Here is a 14,312-nt window from a genome sequence, read left to right as displayed (position 1 = left end):
CGCTAGGTGAAGTCTTGCGGCATGCAGCTTGGATGTGCGGCGCAAATCCTCGCAGAGAAACAACAGCTTGAGGTCCGCTTGCGGCACCGCTTTTATCTCGCGCTCTTTCTGTTGAGACCCTGCGCGTCGACCTTCTCCGGCCCATTCCTGCGACCGGGCTTTCCAGACCTCGCCATGGTGCGATTTCGCGGATCATGGCGTTTGCCCCCGGCTGAGAGGCACGAAGATGCCGTTTCGAGACGCGTCAGACGCAATCCGTTGGGCGTCATCGCCTGGGTTCTGACCCTCCTCGGCCATTGCCGCGAACAGCGGGGCGTCGCGCCAGTCCTGCGTCCTCTGCGGGTTGTTCACTGCCCGCGCGACGTCGGTTCCATCGGCGATGAGTGGCGCGAGGATGGCGAGGTAATTGCGGGTTTCAAGCGGCAGGGCGCGTCCGGTATCAAGGTGGTTCTGGTACCGTGCAGGCCCGGCATTGTAGGCCGCGAGAAAGCCGGGTGACCCGAACCGGTCGTACATCTGCCGCAGATAGGCGGCGCCGGCCAGAATGTTGTCGCGTGGATCGAAGGGGTCATCGCCAAGCCGGTGGGCTGCGCGCAATTCGGCCCAGGTGCCGGGCATGATCTGCATAAGCCCCATGGCGCCCGCGTGGCTCACCGCGCGCGGATTGCCCGCGCTCTCGACTTCCATGACGGCACGGATCCAGGGCTGCGGGATGCCGAACCTGCGCGCGGCTTCTGCGATATGGATGTCGATGGGTTGCTGCTCAGATGCAGAAACACTGCGGTCCTGAGCGATCACGACGGTCGGTGCCACGGTGATCGGCGTGCAGAGGATCAGCACAAGCGCGGTAGTAATGCCTGCGTGCCGACGGCTGTGACCGCGTTCGAGACTACGCATCTGCCGCCCCTCCATATGTCCAAAGAGGGATGGCGCGTCCGATTATCGTGTCCTCTGACAACGGGCCGAAATAGCGCCCATCGAGGCTGTCGGCGACGCCAGCAAGGAGCAGGAAGACCTCGTCCGAGGCGAGTGTGACACATCCCGTCCAACGGGGAAGCGGGCGGCCCTGTTGGTCAGCCAATGCTGCCTCGGCAACAACGGTACCGTCGAGGGTGATATCGAGACCATCGCGACAGACGGTCATGCCCGAGACGGCCGCGATGCGTTTCAACAGCAAGGTATCCGCACTGACATAGCCGCGTTCAACCACCCAGGATGACAGGTCTTCCGGCAGGCGCACGGCAACGATTTCGCCCAGCGATCGCCCATGTGACGCTCGAACGACGTAGAGTCCGATCGGCACGCTTGCTGACGCGTTCCAGATCAGCCAGGGCGCGCGGTCGATCTGTGCAGCTGCAAGCAGACCGAGGCACAAACCGGCCGCGAGGAGGGGAGAGACCGCCGCGCTCATGTCGTCACCATGCGACGCTTGAGCCAGGCCGCATGCCGGGCAGGGGTGTAAGGCCGGGGCTCCAATGCCGCGGTCAGGCGGTTGTGGACGTGCCGCCAATGATCGGGACAGACATCTTCCGGTGCGATGCCATAGCTTTCCACGATGTCGACGGACCGCAGCGCCGCCTCGACCTTGGGCCAGCCGGAGAGGCGCAGCAAAAGCTCTCCGCCTGGCGTGACACAGGGCACCGTCGAGCAGGGCTCGCCAGCGCCGACGGCGCGCAGAATGTCGATCCGGCTTTCAACGGTGCCGTGGTGGTTCGACGACCAGCGGACGAGCGCGAAGATCGCGCCGGGAGCGAAGGCCACGCGCTTTTCCGTGCGCGTCAGGATGGTTTCCTCGGCAATCCGACCGAAACGGATCCAGCGCTCGATGCGCCCTTCGATCCAGGTGAGGTGGACACTTGTCTGCATCGGCTCAGCGCCCCCGCCGCAGATAGGCCGGCGAAATGGCGGCATGGCGTTTGGCGGGCAGGACGCGGTCCTCGGTCTCGTCCGAGGTCGAGGTCTTCTCGCCCCTCGTGACCCAGGCCTGCAGATCGTCGACCGCATAGACGACACGCCCGCCGATTTTCGAGTACCGCGGGCCGGTCCCGTAGGTCCTGTGTTTTTCCAGCGTACGGCCAGACAGGCCGAGAAATCGGGCGGCTTCCGGGGTTCTGAGGTAGCGGGGCGGGAGTCCTTCGTTTGGGTCGGGCATTTGAGCATCTCCGGTGGCTAGGCCGCGCGACGGCGCGTCGCGGGCTGTCGGAGGTCATCAAAACGGCAGAGCGCCGTGGGGAGGGATGACGAAGATCGCGGCGCGAAAACGTAACCCCCAAAGGCCAGCAGGATCAGGGACTGATGAGGGTTCGATTTTCGGAGATCGCGCGGTGATCATTTGCGCGGCTTGGAGCGTCCCGTGGGTCTTTTGCCGAGAAGGAGAAAGCGATAGCCTTTGGTGGTAAGATGCGTGCCATGGGCTGTCAGTCGGGTGATCTGGGCCTTGAGGGAGCTGGTCTTCCAATGCTCGCGCGACACAGCCTCTGCGCCGAACAAATGCCGCGCGATCGTCTGGTAGCTGGCACGATCCCGGCGCGCGTCGAGTGTGCGCAATGCAAGCTGGATGCGCCGTCGCTGCTGCGACGTCAGGGGCGGAGGGGATCGTTTGTGATGCAGCAGTTGCGCGCGGAGCGTCTCGAGTGAATTGATCCGCGCTGTCCAATGCTCGTCCAGCGGCACCAGGATGCCGAGGGGCCGACGCAGGTTCTTTGCGTCCAACACGAGCAACGCGCCCGTTGTGAGGCGCACATACATCAAGCCGTCCTGCGTTCCGATGACGGTTAGATCATTTGCATCGATTTGCGGCGCGGCGGTGTCGCCGCCGGGGACCGGCACAACATACCCTACCGCTGCCGGGGCGATTGAAGGCGTCCAGAACACGGGTGCTTTGGGTGCGTCGATGTCCGGATCAACCGGGAAATCGCAACCCCCATGCAGCCGGTGATCTCAATCCATCCCGCATTAGCGGGTAGGTTGCGCGATAGTCGGAATTGCGGCGCAGGCATTCCCAGGCCAAACCGGACAGGTCGAGGCGGTCGAAATGCCGATACGCCGCTTCGTCTTGCCAATCCCTGGTCATGGCGAAGCTCCGCGTCAGAGGTTTCGATGGGGAAAGAGTATAGCCGGGAGGTGCAAGAAAACGACGACGCGAACGGTCAACTTGCGCAACCTGCGCGAGTGTTCGCCGATCTGGGCCGAATTGCGCAAAGTTCAGCCGTTACCGCCCTCAAGCAGCTTGCGATAGCCGTGTTCGGTCATCCAGCGCGCACGGGCGAGGTGGCTGTCATAGATTTTTTGGGCACGTTCCGGTTCCTTGTCCGCATCGAGGCCGAACAGGATCTGGCTGACTTCCTGCAGGCTTGCACCGCTTTCAGCGGCGTCGAACAGGCGCAGGTAAAGCGTCATATGTGCGTGGTCGTAGTCGGTCAGATCATCGCCTTGTGGTGCGAGATCAGAGATCGGCGTGGTGCCGGTGGCAGACATGATTCCCCCTCGCCGTTTGGCGTTAAGGTCCATAAAAGCACATCGGATTGCCTGTGCAAGAACGGATCGCGGTCAGTCAGGTGGCAGATGAGTATTATAATACGTCGCACCAAAATACGCGATAGGCTTTTTAGCTGCGGATGGACATCCGCGTTGTTTTTGCAAGTAATCTCAAGCACTACCGCCAAGCGCGTGGGCTGACGCAGGCCGCGTTGGCGGCAGCGATGGATGTCGACCGTGCCCATGTCAGCGCCATGGAACGCGGCCAGCAGAATGTCACTTTGCAGACTCTTCAGCGGGTCGCGGCGCATCTGGATGTGGCACCGGCGAAGCTGATCGAAGAACGCGCCGAAGGAGATGTGCGTTCCCGAAAACCGTGATCGTTCGCCCGGGCGGTCAGCTGTTGGGCCGAAACTTGCGAAGTCAGCGCAGAGCATGGGTTGGTTTCATCGCGCCGTGCAGGCTGCTTCTCGATAGCGATCAATCCGCTATTCAGCACTGAGTTCGGTCAGCTTCTGGCCAAGGCGGCGTTGCATCAGATCATCGCCGGGCGTGGTCTCCATCAGTCGCTGAAGCGCCGCGATGGCCCAGCCCCGCCGGTCAATGCGCGTGCTGGCGGTCATCAGGTGATCGACCGCTTCGTCGATGTCGAACGGGCTGGGTTCATAGCCACGGCCCGCCAGAAGATGCCTTATCGCATGCAGAGCGACATCGGCAGCGAAGGCCGGTTCCTTGATCGCGAAATCGCGGGCGCCCCGGATGAGCGTGGCCGGTGCCGCCTCATGATCGGCTGCGCAGTCGAGGGCGATGTCGAAATAGGTCGCGGTCTTTGCTGCGGCGAACCATTTGCCCTTGCGACCGTGGAGCGCGATCAGGTCTTCCAGTAATGCACGGGCATCCCGGTCAGGGTAGCGCTTGACCAGATCGCGCCACTTCGCCAGCCAGGTCTTTCCGCTTGCTGTGGGCAGGCCGAACCGGCGATAGGCCTCGTCCGCCTTGCCTTGCCGCACCAGGATCGCTTCGCAAAACCGGCAGATGTCGTGATGGCCCCATGTCTGGCGATCCTCTTGCAGAAGGGCGTCGGCATAGGCGAGCGCGTCATCTTCGCGGCCCTGTCGAAGCAGGGCTTCGGCCCCGAACTTGTCGTCGAACCACAGCCGGGTCTTCTTGACCGCGAGGAGCGCCAGCAATTCGTCATACCGCGCGGCTTCGAGCAGGCAGGACAGCGTGAGCGTCGCTGTGCCGACATGCGCGTACCGCTGCCAATCCGACCAGGCGCGATGGATCAGGTCGAGATCACGGTCGGCATGCAGTGTCATGAGCGCGGGGTACACGGCGATCTCGCCGAACCGCTCCGAAATCGGGGCGAGGTAGTCGACGCCATCGTCCTCGATGGCCTCGCGCAGCTGCTCCAGCCATTTTGCGCGCGTCTTTTCATCGGCAGGGGCTGCGATCAGAATCGGCACAAGGTCGTCAAGCGTCCGGCGCACGGCGGTGCCAAGCGCGCCCGACGAGGTGTCGATATGCTCAAACGCGGGCCAGATCCGCGCGGCCAATGCGACCACGCCGTCCGCCGCCGTGACGGGATCCGCACGATTGACGGCCCGGATTTCCGCGCTGGCCGATTTCAACCGCTGGGTCGCCTTGGCGGAGCCGCGCCATCCGAAAGCGCTTGCGCGCATGCCGGGTTTGAAGGCCCATTTGTGGACAGGTTTGCGCACCATCCTGCTACCGCCCGCGCGCTTTGCTGCGTGTGATCCAGTCGGCCCCGGCAAAAGTCACGGCGTGGATATGAACCTCGCGGGCATCATCGTCGACAGTGAAGGCGATCACGGCCTTGCGGCCTGCTGGAATGGCGCGCAGCCCGGGGGCGATCTCGTCCCGGCGGCTGCCTTTGTGCGGCAGGTCAGCGAGGCTGGCGATAGTGGCCTCAATCTCGTCCAGTCGGCGCGCGGCGTATTGCGGGCCGGCATAGTCGATCAGCCAGCGCGTGATGGCGTCGAGATCACCCGCGACCGCCGGATGGATCCGGATGCTATAGCTCACGCCTCGCGCGCGGCCTGCAGCCGGGCCCGCGCGGCGGCAAAGGCGTCCTCGGCCGAGACATAGTCGGCACCCGGCGTGTCGAGCCGCGCCCGAATTTCTTCGGCCATCGCCCCAAGTGCCAACTCGCGCTCCTCTTCATCGCGCATCATCTGCTCCAGCGCCGCCGCCACAGCCGCGCTTTGCGAGGCGAAGACGCCTTGGCCCACCTTGTCGGTCAGGAACCGATGGTGACGGTCGGTGAAGCTGAGGGTTGTCTTGACGGTCATGCTGGGCTCCGAGGTATGACTTAGTCATATAGGCGAAAGCTCGTAGATAAGCAACCATGTCGGGGGAGCGGATTGCCGACAATCGCTGCGCAGCGCACCAACGGCAGAAATGCCTTTGACAATGCAAAGAGCTTTGCCAGTTGGCTGGGCTCTACTTGCTTTGATACGTGTCGTGGATTCTCAAACGCGCCTCATTGTCCAAAATTGCGCGATACTGCGTGTAGGTATCATCTCGTCCATAGACACACTTGTACCACTCGATAATGCCGCGGAGCCGCTCTCTGTTTTCGTGCGCCCAATGGATGTTCCTTGAAGCCTTGAAAAACATCGACCTGTAAGCACGACGCTGGCTTCCCGGTATCTTCGGCTTCTCGCCATGTGTCAGAAGGCCTAACGTAGTTCGAGGCAGGCCTTTTGGATGATACTTGGTTTTTCGTTTGTTTGTCGCAAAGCCACCATCTTCGATAGTCTTTGAAATGTAGGTGGTCAGCTTCGGGTGATTGAAGTTCTTTTCTTTGTGAAAAAACATGTCATCGCTATACCTTAGGTATTTCAACTCCCAGGTGGCAGCTAGCCTCTTCAAGCGAAGATCAATACCTCGCATGATCAAATTTGATATGGCTGGGCTTGTTGGAGCGCCTTGTGCCAAGCGATCCCCGAATGTAGTTAGTCGAGCGAGGATAAAGGAAGCTGCGTCTGAGAAGCCAAGAGCCTTGAAAAGTCCTAAAACCCGCACGAAGGTGATAGATGGGAAGAAGTCTTCAATATCCACCTTTAGGACAGCGCGACCGGGGCAAAATTCTCGGGCCGCCGTTAGAATTGATCGAGCGGTCACATATGAGTGTACGCACTCATCGACCGGGAACTCATACAGGATCTTCTTGTTGATCGTTCGCTGAACGCCTTTCAATTCTGATATGGGGATGTCTAATTTCCGAAACTTTGTGGGGTCGGAATTCTTCGGAATTTCGATGGAGACGTAGCACCTGTCAGGGTCTTCGACCAAATAGAAGATGTGCTGCGGAGCAAATCCCAAGAAATCAGCGAGAGACGCCAAGTCCTTGCAATCGTCCGCAGCACCCATTCCTACTTCTTCTCTCTCTCGATGCCATGCAATAAAACGCATGCGAGGAAATCCTCGGATCGGTTTATTGCATGGCAGGCTTCTGCGTACTTCGCGTGCCCGCAACGATGACATTGCGTCTCCCCTCACGGGGAATTGCTAGGAATGTGACAACACTACCTCAGCGGGGGCTGGCGTCAAGCAGCGGCCAACCTCTTAGATCGAGTTTTGCTGATCGCGGTCGAACTAAACGGCTCCAAGAGATCGTCCGCAAAGCCGTTCACCGAGCGGTAGCGGCCAGAACCGACCTTTTCGATTTTCCCCGCTTTGTAGAGGCCATGTAGTGCCGAGTTCAACTGGTCGGGGTGAAGTCCAGAAGACAGGAGCAGCTCAGCGTAGCTTGGCCTGTCACCAGTCAAGACTGCAATCAGGGTGGACGCCATCTGGTACTGATCACGAATTGGCTTAATGTAGGCGGAGTAATTGGTGGGTTTTCTCTGGTAGCGGAGCATTGTATTTCTCAGGTAGTCAAATCGGTTCAGGTATTGAGCGTATTTGAAAAAAGTTAGCGGGTACCTCACGCGATCCAACATCTCGTTTTTGTTTTCTGCATCGAAATAGATGACACTATTTGGATTGAGGCGGGTGAGCAAGCTTAGGGGTCCCCGTGAGATGTAGCTTTCTGCCCGGTAGAATCTGCCGGACAGCAAGACCATTAGGCGCTCCCTTATTCCTGGAATCTGCGTGAATGTCCCAAGCTCTGCAATAGAACCCGGGGACTCTAGGATCAGAAGTGTGAAGTCAACATCGTGGGCAAATCGAACCTCAAGTGTTTGCAGGTCAGTCGATTGCTTTTTGTAGCTACTCTGGCTTTCGATTTCTTCTCCGTAGAGGGCCTTCACATTCGGAATCTGCTGAAGCGCATCACGAGCCATGTCCCTGACAGCGATGCCATGGGAGGAATATCCGGGACCACAAACAAAAACGCGAGATGACACGTTTTGCGCCGCAGTTTTTAGAAGTGATGGCTGAATTATCAAATCTTTCTCCCGACCAAAGAGCAGGACGAGGATATCAGAAAATTTAAGGATTGCCACGCTGATGTCGCGGGCCGACGAGGCTGGCCCTGATTGTTTCCTGCCTTTCGTTTCGATGAGCTTGCGGGGCAGCTGTGGGCCGGCGACAGTTTTAAATGTGACGCCGAGCCGCTCCTTGCCAAACCAGCGAAAACAAAGTTCGCCCCACCCGGTGATCCCGGGCGGGGCGGTCTGCTGTCAGTCGCCGTTGCGGCGGGTGTTGGGGCGCGACCAGATGAGGCTGAAGGTCTCTTCGCCGCCTTCGATCACCGTGTCGTCGAAGAGGTTGGCGTAGATCGGCTGGGTGAAGCTCGGGTCGTCGAGCTTGAGGCTCAGGTAGTCGCGGCCCTCGGTCGAGCGCTTGGACCAGGCGGCGCCGATCTCGGCACGGCCGACAAAGACGCGGTGGGAGGGGGCATTCTCGTTCGGGGTGCTGTCCTCGGGGACGATGCGGACGGCTTTCGCCTGAACGCTGAGGGTGACGATTTCGCCGACGTATTCGCTGCCGGTCTTTTTGAAGGTTCCGATGGTGGCCATATCATATCTCCTTTTGGCTTGTCCGAGCCCGCGCCCTTCGCGGCCTCGATGGCGATCGTCAGGACCGGGGCGATCCGCCGACGCAGCCCCTGTGGCCCGCAGCGCCAGCGGAGGACGGCAAGGCCGGTCTTTCTTGTTCCGCGAGGAATGGCGGACCCGATATTGTTCGGGGGCGCCAGGGGAAGAAAGTCCGGACCGACCGTTGCGGCCTAGGCGGTCGAGGCGTTAGCCGATCCCGGTCAGATCAGCCGCTGAGAGGCCCGCAAGGGACGCGTGGCGCAAGCCATGGGAGAGGGGATGACAGGCTACCTCTGGACCGCGCAAGACTCCGGCAGCAGACGTCGTGCAAAGACAGGTTTTAGCGTGCTCGCGGAAACGACGCATGTCCCGGACGTGCCTCTCTACTCCGGGATTGCCCCCTCTCGCGGTGTCTGTGTTTGTCTGCCGGTTCGGTCTGCCGACGATCTAGGTGCATGCGCGACCGGGGACATGCGCCATGACATGGGTCTCAGTGATCTGGCTTTGCTCAGCCGGTCCTGCCCAATCGCAACTCTGCGGTGACGACGAGGATCGAGACCTGTTGCCTCAATCGGTTGCGCGGCACGCTGACGATTTGGCGGACAGCACGCACCGGCACAAGCTTCACAGGGCGTTCAGCGTTCGTCGAAAGATCTGTGCGGGTGTGGTTCGGACATGGCGTTGACCTCGGACCAGCCCGACACCCGCGCCCAAGCTGTCCCGCCGATAATGAGCGCGCCCAGCCAGGACAAGAAGGTGGTGGTCCCAGCGCCCGCACTGCCGAATTCGGCAAGACCCTTTGCCGCATGAAACCCGGCGATCCCGGCAGGGACCGCGTAGATCAGGCCGATGGCCAGTTTGATGGGGATAGAGCGGATACGGTCAAAGGCGAATTCCCCGAGAGCCGCGACGAAGCCGCCGATGAAGAGGCCCGCAATGATCGACAGGAAGACGCCTTGGCCAGACTCATGCAGATACATGCCGGACGTCAGCCCGATCGCGAAGGGCAGGGCGTAGACAGCCAGGTTGAACAAGATCCAGCAGAGGGCACCGAGGCCGAACAGCGTGAAGAGGGTGGAGAAAAACATGAGGCACTCCTTTCGAGAATAAGGATCGCGCCGCCACCTCCTCCATTGGCACAGGCCGATCATAGCAGAAAACGGCCCACCCTGGGAGGGTCCGGGGCGGGCGTCGGCGGAAATCCGGTCATGCCGGGGGGGCGGCTTTCGGCCGGAAATCGAAGAGCGGGATGCCCATCGCGCGGGCCTTGTCGGCGAGATTTTCGGTGATGCCGGAGCCCGGGAAGACGATGAGCCCGATGGGCAGGGTATCGAGCAACTGGTCGTTGCGCTTGAACGGGGCTGATTTGCCGTGCCGCGTCCAGTCGGGTTTGAAGACGATCTGCGTCACGCTGCGGTTGTCGGCCCAAGCGGCTGCGATGCGCTCGGCCCCGCGCGGCGCGCCGCCATGCAACAGGACCATGTCGGCGTGTTTCGCGTGGACACGGTCAAGGGCCGCCCAGATGGCCGCGTGATCGCTGCAGTCCAGCCCGCCGGTGAATGCGATTTTCGTGCCCTGCGGCAGGAGCGGCTCCAGATCGGCCCGGCGCTTTGCGGCGAGGTGGTCGCGGCTGTCGATCAGGGAAGCGGTCAGGGTACGGCGGTTCACGTGGCTGCCCCCGCGCGGGTGCCAGGTTTGGCCAAGATGGGTCTCGAACAACTCGGCAGCGAGATCTCGCATGGCCTCAAAGGCGTTGCGCCGCTCGATCAGCGTGATGCCCTCCGCGATCAGGGTTTCCAGTTCGACGGACCGGACCTCGGATCCGTCCTGTTCGCGCTGCGCCCGTTTCTGTGCCTGTTCGTTACTGTCGAGATCCCGGCCTGTCCGCGTCGCCATGCGGTGAAACAGGTTCGCAGTGGACCAGAGCAGATCTTCGAGGTCGGGTTCCAGCCGCGTGTCGGACAGGGTCGAGACGAGCGCGTCGAAAATGTCGGCGACGGCGGTGCGAATGGCGTCGGGTTCCGGCAAGGGGCGGGGGTCAGCCTCGTCCGTGAAGGGGCGCCAGCCATAGAGCTGGAGTTCTTCGAGCACAACGGCGGTGGAGGATCGGGTGTGAAGATGGGTCTCGGTCATGATGTCGTCTCCGGTTGTCGAAGACCGCGCCTCTCGCGGCCTTCCTGGGCAACGGAAAAGCGGGGACCGGGCGGGTCTGCATTCTCAGGGGTCCCCGTCGCGCCCGCGCGATGGGGTGGAACCGAAGCGCAGCGTAGGACGGCCATGGCCGTTGCGGGCCCGTCCGGGCTCTGCTCCGTTTTGCCCGCTCTCGGAAGGCCGGAAGGCGTGGCTCTGATCGCGGAGGCGCTGGCCGGCTGCGCCGACTCCGATCAATCGATGGTGTCGTCGAGGAAGGTCACGGCATCCTCGGGCGCCAGTTGCGGACGCAGATGCGCGCGCAACGCGTCGCGGCCAATTGCCCGCAGATCGTCATTGAAATCGCCGAGACGGGGGTAGAGGTGGATCGCGTCGATCCCGGCCCCCATGGCCCGATGCGCCAGTTGGTCTGCGGCGCACAGGCCTGCCGGATCGGCATCGACGGCAATGTAGAGGCGGCGAAGATCGGCGGGCAGCTGCAGGGCTGCGAGATGATTGGCGGACAGAGCCGCCACCGCAGGCAACTCCGGCAGCGCAAGATGCAGGGAGAGCATGGTCTCCAGCCCTTCGCCCGCGGCCAGCACGCTTACCGGTTTGCCGATGCGAACACCATGGCCGAGGAGATTGCCCATCGCCTTGCGCGGTGGAATGACCGGGGCCTTGTCCGCAGTGGCGGGGTCAAGCCAGGTGCGGTGCAGGCCGGTAAGCCGTTCATCGAGGTCCGTCACCTTGGCGAGCAGGGCTGGCCAGGCCTCGGGCCGGTCTGTCAGCGCGTGATCCTCGCGCCAGTAGAAGCAGTTCGGGTGAAACCGAAGACTGTCGAGATGGCCCAGCCCTGTGAGGCCGCGCCCTGCGAGATAGCGTTCTGCCAAGGTGCCAGACATGGGCTGGCCCATGGCCCAGAGCCGCCGCGTGGCCTCGGGTGAGCCGCGAGAGGCTGACGGATTGGCGACGCGGTGCCTGTCCGTCTGCGGCAGGCTGAGAAACCCGCGCGCTTCGTCCAGCGTGTCCCTCAGCGTGGTGATACCCATGTTCAGGGCGATCAGGTCCAGAAGGTCCCCGTGCTGCCCGGTTGCGGAATCGGTCCATTTTCCGGCGGCACCGGGACCAGAGATCGGACCGGTCAGTCTGACATAGAGGCTGCGGCCCGGTGTGTTCTGCACATCGCCAACGATCCAGTAGCGGCCCTGTTTGCGCCCGTTCGTAAGGTAGTGACGGCAGACGGTCTCGGCATTCTCGGCAAGGCGGCGGGCGATGTCGGCGGCGGGGCTGTGCATGCTCTATGCCTCCTGTCATGGATAGAAAAAGGGGCCCGCCTTTTCTGGCGGACCCCGGCTGCCGGAACTCGTGGGGGTGAGTGCCCGGCTGGCAAAGGTCCGGGGGACCTTTGCCAGGGCACGAACGCTCCGACCTGCTCGAAGGTCACTCGGCGGCAGTCCGGGCGAAGGCGTCACCGGCGACGGGATCATCTTCTCCCGAGGGTTCGGAATCTCCGATAGCCGGTTCGCCGCCGTCTTCCGCCGTTTGCGCTTCGCCGCTGTCGGGATCGTCGTCCGAAGGTCCTCCATCGGCGGTATGCGCCTCGTCGACCAGCTCGATCTCCGGAGCGTCCTCTTCCGGCAGCGGCGGTGTGCGCAGCGGGTCCGGTAGCCAGCCGGTGCCGAGGAGCAGATCCTCTGCTGCCGTCACCATCTCGGCCTTCTTAAGCCCGGCGATCCGGTCAGCGGCGTCCTCACCTTTCGCCTCGCGCACTGCTTCGAGGATGCGCGCCTTGGTCACGCGGCCGAGGTAGCTGTCGCCTGTCGCTGTCCAGCCCGCCTTGGCCATGTCGAGCCCGACGGTCCCGGCCAGCACATCCGCATGCGCGATGGCGCGTGGGCGACGCTGGTAGGGGTCGTGGACGGCGTTCACGCTCATTGCCACGCAATGGGCGAAGAGCGCCTCGCGGCTGCAGCTGTCGAACTCGGTCAGCGCCTCCCAGAGGTCCTCGCGCGCTTTCGGCAGGTTGCGCGCCCAGGTCTCGTGGCGCTGGTCGATGGCCTGCGCATAGGCCGTGTCGCCGAGACCCGGCACCTGCGATCCGAAACCCGCGTTGCGTGGTTCGATCTCGATGCAGCTGTCCACGGCGTAGCGGTAGAAGAGCCGCAGGACCATCGCGTGCAGCGCCGCGAGGAAAGCGACCTGCGGGTCCTGGGCCAGCGCATTGCGCAATGCCAGGGTCCGATGGGCCGTGAGTTCCATGACGAGGCGATCGGAGAGCGGCTTGAGGCCGTCGTCTTCTTCGTCGTCAGGGGCGGACGTGGCGGTCTCGTCGATATCCGCGACCGGTACCGGATCGGATGCGACCTCGCCCACATCTTCCACTTCCTCGACCGGTTCATCCTCCGCTCGCACATAGCCCCGCTCGACCCGCAGCCGCCCGGAGCTGTCGATGCTGACGAAGGCCCCGGCCAGCGCAAGATCCTCGGCCTCGAACCGGATCGGGCGCGCTTCGAGTGCCTCCATCGCCTCCTCGATCTCGCCCAGCCGGGCATCGACCTCGTCGGGCAGCTCGTCGGCTTCCGCATGCTTGGCCTCGATCGCGTCGTATTCGGCCTTCAGCGCTTGGTAGCTGGCAGCCTCTTCATCGCACATCGGCACCGCCTCGCCATGGACCCGGCGCATCCCGAAGGTGTGGCCGTAGGGAAACTCGGTATCGACCTCGACCCATTTCCATCCCTCGGCACGGATCGCTTCGGCCTCCTTTGCGAGCTTCTCGCGCACCATGACGTCGAGAAGGGCGGCATCCTGCAGCCAGCCGCCGTCGTCCTGCTGGAACAGGTCGCGCAGGATCTCGCCCCCGGCCTCGACATAATCGTCGAGCCCAATGAGGCGCGCCCGCTTGTCCGAGGCCCGCACCGCGCCTTCGGTCAGCATGCGGCGGATCTCGTAAGGCTGCCGCGAATAGTGCCGCTGCAGCGCCTCCCAGACCTGCTCCTGCCGCGCGTGATCGGGATTGACCGTGAAGGCCATGAGCTGGTCGAGCGTCATCTCCTCCTCGGCATAGGCGTCGAGCAGCGACGGCGCGACAGCGGCGAGTTTCAGCCGCTGCTTGACCACGCTGGCCGAGACGAAGAACGCCGCTGCGATCTCCTCCTCGGTGCGACCCTTCTCGCGCATCGCCTGGAAAGCGCGGAACTGGTCGAGCGGATGCAGCGGCGCCCGCTGGACATTTTCGGCCAGGCTGTCCTCCTCGGCGAGGCCGTCGGTGCGCACGATGCAGGGCACCAGCGCGGTCTTGTTCATGCGCTTCTGCTTCACGAGCAGTTCCAGCGCCCGGAACCGCCGCCCACCGGCGGGGATCGTGTACATGCCGGTCTCGGCGCCGCTGTCGTCCAGCACGGGCCGCACGGTGATGGAGCTGAGCAGCGTCCGCCGCGCGATGTCCTCGGCCAGTTCCTCGATCGACACGCCCGCCTTGACGTGGCGCACGTTCGACTGGCTGAGCATCAGCTTGTTGAAGGGAATGTCGCGCGAGGCGCTGAGGGTGATTTTCTGTTGCTTTGTCATCGGGATATCTCCGCGACGGGCCCGCCGGGAGCCTCTCTCCCGACCTCCAAACCCGTCACGGAAAACCCGGCACCCCTCTTACTCTGGAGGCACCAAAAAGGTCATATGGACTTGTAATACAATCCATAT

General features: G+C 62.7%; 18 protein-coding genes. 1 reads left to right on the top strand and 17 read right to left on the bottom strand.

Going from position 1 to position 14,312, the window contains the following annotated elements:
* Positions 1-192: 192 nt before the first annotated feature.
* From ACQ651_RS06525 to ACQ651_RS06495, 7 genes are all read right to left on the bottom strand, one after another.
* Positions 193-897, bottom strand: coding sequence for a lytic transglycosylase domain-containing protein (locus ACQ651_RS06525; RefSeq protein ID WP_430448807.1), 705 nt, complete (start codon positions 895-897; stop codon positions 193-195).
* The gene (locus ACQ651_RS06520; protein WP_430448806.1) at positions 890-1,411 is read right to left on the bottom strand and encodes a S26 family signal peptidase; all 522 of its coding nucleotides are present in this window, start codon (positions 1,409-1,411) and stop codon (positions 890-892) included. The genes ACQ651_RS06525 and ACQ651_RS06520 overlap by 8 nt, the downstream gene beginning before the upstream one ends.
* Positions 1,408-1,866 carry a DUF2840 domain-containing protein gene (locus tag ACQ651_RS06515; RefSeq protein ID WP_430448805.1) on the bottom strand — a complete coding sequence of 153 codons (459 nt, stop codon included), beginning with the start codon at positions 1,864-1,866 and terminating at the stop codon, positions 1,408-1,410. Before ACQ651_RS06515 ends, ACQ651_RS06520 begins: the two co-directional genes overlap by 4 nt.
* Positions 1,867-1,870: 4 nt before the next feature.
* Positions 1,871-2,152: a helix-turn-helix transcriptional regulator gene (locus tag ACQ651_RS06510; RefSeq protein ID WP_430448804.1), complete on the bottom strand. Its 282-nt coding sequence runs from the start codon at positions 2,150-2,152 to the stop codon at positions 1,871-1,873.
* A gap of 176 nt (positions 2,153-2,328) precedes the next feature.
* Positions 2,329-2,829: a DUF2285 domain-containing protein gene (locus ACQ651_RS06505; protein ID WP_430448803.1), complete on the bottom strand. Its 501-nt coding sequence runs from the start codon at positions 2,827-2,829 to the stop codon at positions 2,329-2,331.
* Positions 2,830-2,902: 73 nt separating this feature from the next.
* Positions 2,903-3,073, bottom strand: a complete 171-nt coding sequence (locus ACQ651_RS06500) for a transcriptional regulator domain-containing protein (protein WP_430448802.1) — start codon at positions 3,071-3,073, stop codon at positions 2,903-2,905.
* A 131-nt stretch (positions 3,074-3,204) separates the two neighbouring features.
* Complete coding sequence (locus tag ACQ651_RS06495) at positions 3,205-3,477, bottom strand: DNA -binding domain-containing protein (protein WP_430448801.1); 273 nt, start codon at positions 3,475-3,477, stop codon at positions 3,205-3,207.
* Between the two features lie 140 nt (positions 3,478-3,617).
* Between ACQ651_RS06495 and ACQ651_RS06490 the strand changes: the two genes are divergently transcribed.
* Positions 3,618-3,857, top strand: coding sequence for a helix-turn-helix domain-containing protein (locus ACQ651_RS06490; RefSeq protein ID WP_430448800.1), 240 nt, complete (start codon positions 3,618-3,620; stop codon positions 3,855-3,857).
* A 108-nt stretch (positions 3,858-3,965) separates the two neighbouring features.
* On the opposite strand, the gene ACQ651_RS06485 is transcribed toward ACQ651_RS06490, so the two are convergent.
* The 10 genes from ACQ651_RS06485 to ACQ651_RS06440 form a co-directional block, all read right to left on the bottom strand.
* Positions 3,966-5,201 (bottom strand): hypothetical protein, encoded by a 1,236-nt coding sequence (locus tag ACQ651_RS06485; protein WP_430448799.1) that lies wholly within the window; start codon positions 5,199-5,201, stop codon positions 3,966-3,968.
* Positions 5,202-5,205: 4 nt separating this feature from the next.
* Positions 5,206-5,523, bottom strand: a complete 318-nt coding sequence (locus ACQ651_RS06480) for a type II toxin-antitoxin system RelE/ParE family toxin (protein ID WP_430448798.1) — start codon at positions 5,521-5,523, stop codon at positions 5,206-5,208.
* Positions 5,520-5,789 (bottom strand): hypothetical protein, encoded by a 270-nt coding sequence (locus ACQ651_RS06475; RefSeq protein ID WP_430448797.1) that lies wholly within the window; start codon positions 5,787-5,789, stop codon positions 5,520-5,522. The genes ACQ651_RS06480 and ACQ651_RS06475 overlap by 4 nt, the downstream gene beginning before the upstream one ends.
* A gap of 151 nt (positions 5,790-5,940) precedes the next feature.
* Entirely contained in the window at positions 5,941-6,915 is a 975-nt protein-coding gene (locus tag ACQ651_RS06470) for a reverse transcriptase domain-containing protein (RefSeq protein ID WP_430448796.1), read from the bottom strand.
* A 134-nt stretch (positions 6,916-7,049) separates the two neighbouring features.
* On the bottom strand, positions 7,050-7,949 hold the full coding sequence (locus tag ACQ651_RS06465) for a retron St85 family effector protein (RefSeq protein WP_430448795.1): 900 nt from the start codon (positions 7,947-7,949) through the stop codon (positions 7,050-7,052).
* Between the two features lie 177 nt (positions 7,950-8,126).
* Positions 8,127-8,465 (bottom strand): DUF736 domain-containing protein, encoded by a 339-nt coding sequence (locus tag ACQ651_RS06460; RefSeq protein ID WP_093741780.1) that lies wholly within the window; start codon positions 8,463-8,465, stop codon positions 8,127-8,129.
* 653 nt (positions 8,466-9,118) lie between these two features.
* Entirely contained in the window at positions 9,119-9,571 is a 453-nt protein-coding gene (locus tag ACQ651_RS06455) for a hypothetical protein (protein WP_430448794.1), read from the bottom strand.
* A 118-nt stretch (positions 9,572-9,689) separates the two neighbouring features.
* Positions 9,690-10,616, bottom strand: coding sequence for a DUF2493 domain-containing protein (locus ACQ651_RS06450; protein WP_430448793.1), 927 nt, complete (start codon positions 10,614-10,616; stop codon positions 9,690-9,692).
* Positions 10,617-10,867: 251 nt separating this feature from the next.
* Positions 10,868-11,911, bottom strand: coding sequence for a DUF7146 domain-containing protein (locus tag ACQ651_RS06445; RefSeq protein WP_430448792.1), 1,044 nt, complete (start codon positions 11,909-11,911; stop codon positions 10,868-10,870).
* Between the two features lie 145 nt (positions 11,912-12,056).
* Positions 12,057-14,183 carry a ParB/RepB/Spo0J family partition protein gene (locus tag ACQ651_RS06440; RefSeq protein ID WP_430448791.1) on the bottom strand — a complete coding sequence of 709 codons (2,127 nt, stop codon included), beginning with the start codon at positions 14,181-14,183 and terminating at the stop codon, positions 12,057-12,059.
* Between the last annotated feature and the right edge of the window lie 129 nt (positions 14,184-14,312).

The sequence above is a fragment of the Rhodophyticola sp. genome, assembly GCF_965284195.1.
GTDB lineage: Bacteria > Pseudomonadota > Alphaproteobacteria > Rhodobacterales > Rhodobacteraceae > Rhodophyticola.
Note: the sequence above shows the minus strand (reverse complement) of the source record. Positions and strands in the feature narration are given on the sequence as shown.

Coding starts and splice junctions, on each gene's coding strand:
- ACQ651_RS06525 (WP_430448807.1), bottom strand. CDS start 897: ATGCGTAGTCTCGAACGCGGTCACAGCCGTCGGCACGCAGGCATTACT.
- ACQ651_RS06520 (WP_430448806.1), bottom strand. CDS start 1,411: ATGAGCGCGGCGGTCTCTCCCCTCCTCGCGGCCGGTTTGTGCCTCGGT.
- ACQ651_RS06515 (WP_430448805.1), bottom strand. CDS start 1,866: ATGCAGACAAGTGTCCACCTCACCTGGATCGAAGGGCGCATCGAGCGC.
- ACQ651_RS06510 (WP_430448804.1), bottom strand. CDS start 2,152: ATGCCCGACCCAAACGAAGGACTCCCGCCCCGCTACCTCAGAACCCCG.
- ACQ651_RS06500 (WP_430448802.1), bottom strand. CDS start 3,073: ATGACCAGGGATTGGCAAGACGAAGCGGCGTATCGGCATTTCGACCGC.
- ACQ651_RS06495 (WP_430448801.1), bottom strand. CDS start 3,477: ATGTCTGCCACCGGCACCACGCCGATCTCTGATCTCGCACCACAAGGC.
- ACQ651_RS06490 (WP_430448800.1), top strand. CDS start 3,618: ATGGACATCCGCGTTGTTTTTGCAAGTAATCTCAAGCACTACCGCCAA.
- ACQ651_RS06485 (WP_430448799.1), bottom strand. CDS start 5,201: ATGGTGCGCAAACCTGTCCACAAATGGGCCTTCAAACCCGGCATGCGC.
- ACQ651_RS06475 (WP_430448797.1), bottom strand. CDS start 5,789: ATGACCGTCAAGACAACCCTCAGCTTCACCGACCGTCACCATCGGTTC.
- ACQ651_RS06470 (WP_430448796.1), bottom strand. CDS start 6,915: ATGCGTTTTATTGCATGGCATCGAGAGAGAGAAGAAGTAGGAATGGGT.
- ACQ651_RS06460 (WP_093741780.1), bottom strand. CDS start 8,465: ATGGCCACCATCGGAACCTTCAAAAAGACCGGCAGCGAATACGTCGGC.
- ACQ651_RS06455 (WP_430448794.1), bottom strand. CDS start 9,571: ATGTTTTTCTCCACCCTCTTCACGCTGTTCGGCCTCGGTGCCCTCTGC.
- ACQ651_RS06450 (WP_430448793.1), bottom strand. CDS start 10,616: ATGACCGAGACCCATCTTCACACCCGATCCTCCACCGCCGTTGTGCTC.
- ACQ651_RS06445 (WP_430448792.1), bottom strand. CDS start 11,911: ATGCACAGCCCCGCCGCCGACATCGCCCGCCGCCTTGCCGAGAATGCC.
- ACQ651_RS06440 (WP_430448791.1), bottom strand. CDS start 14,183: ATGACAAAGCAACAGAAAATCACCCTCAGCGCCTCGCGCGACATTCCC.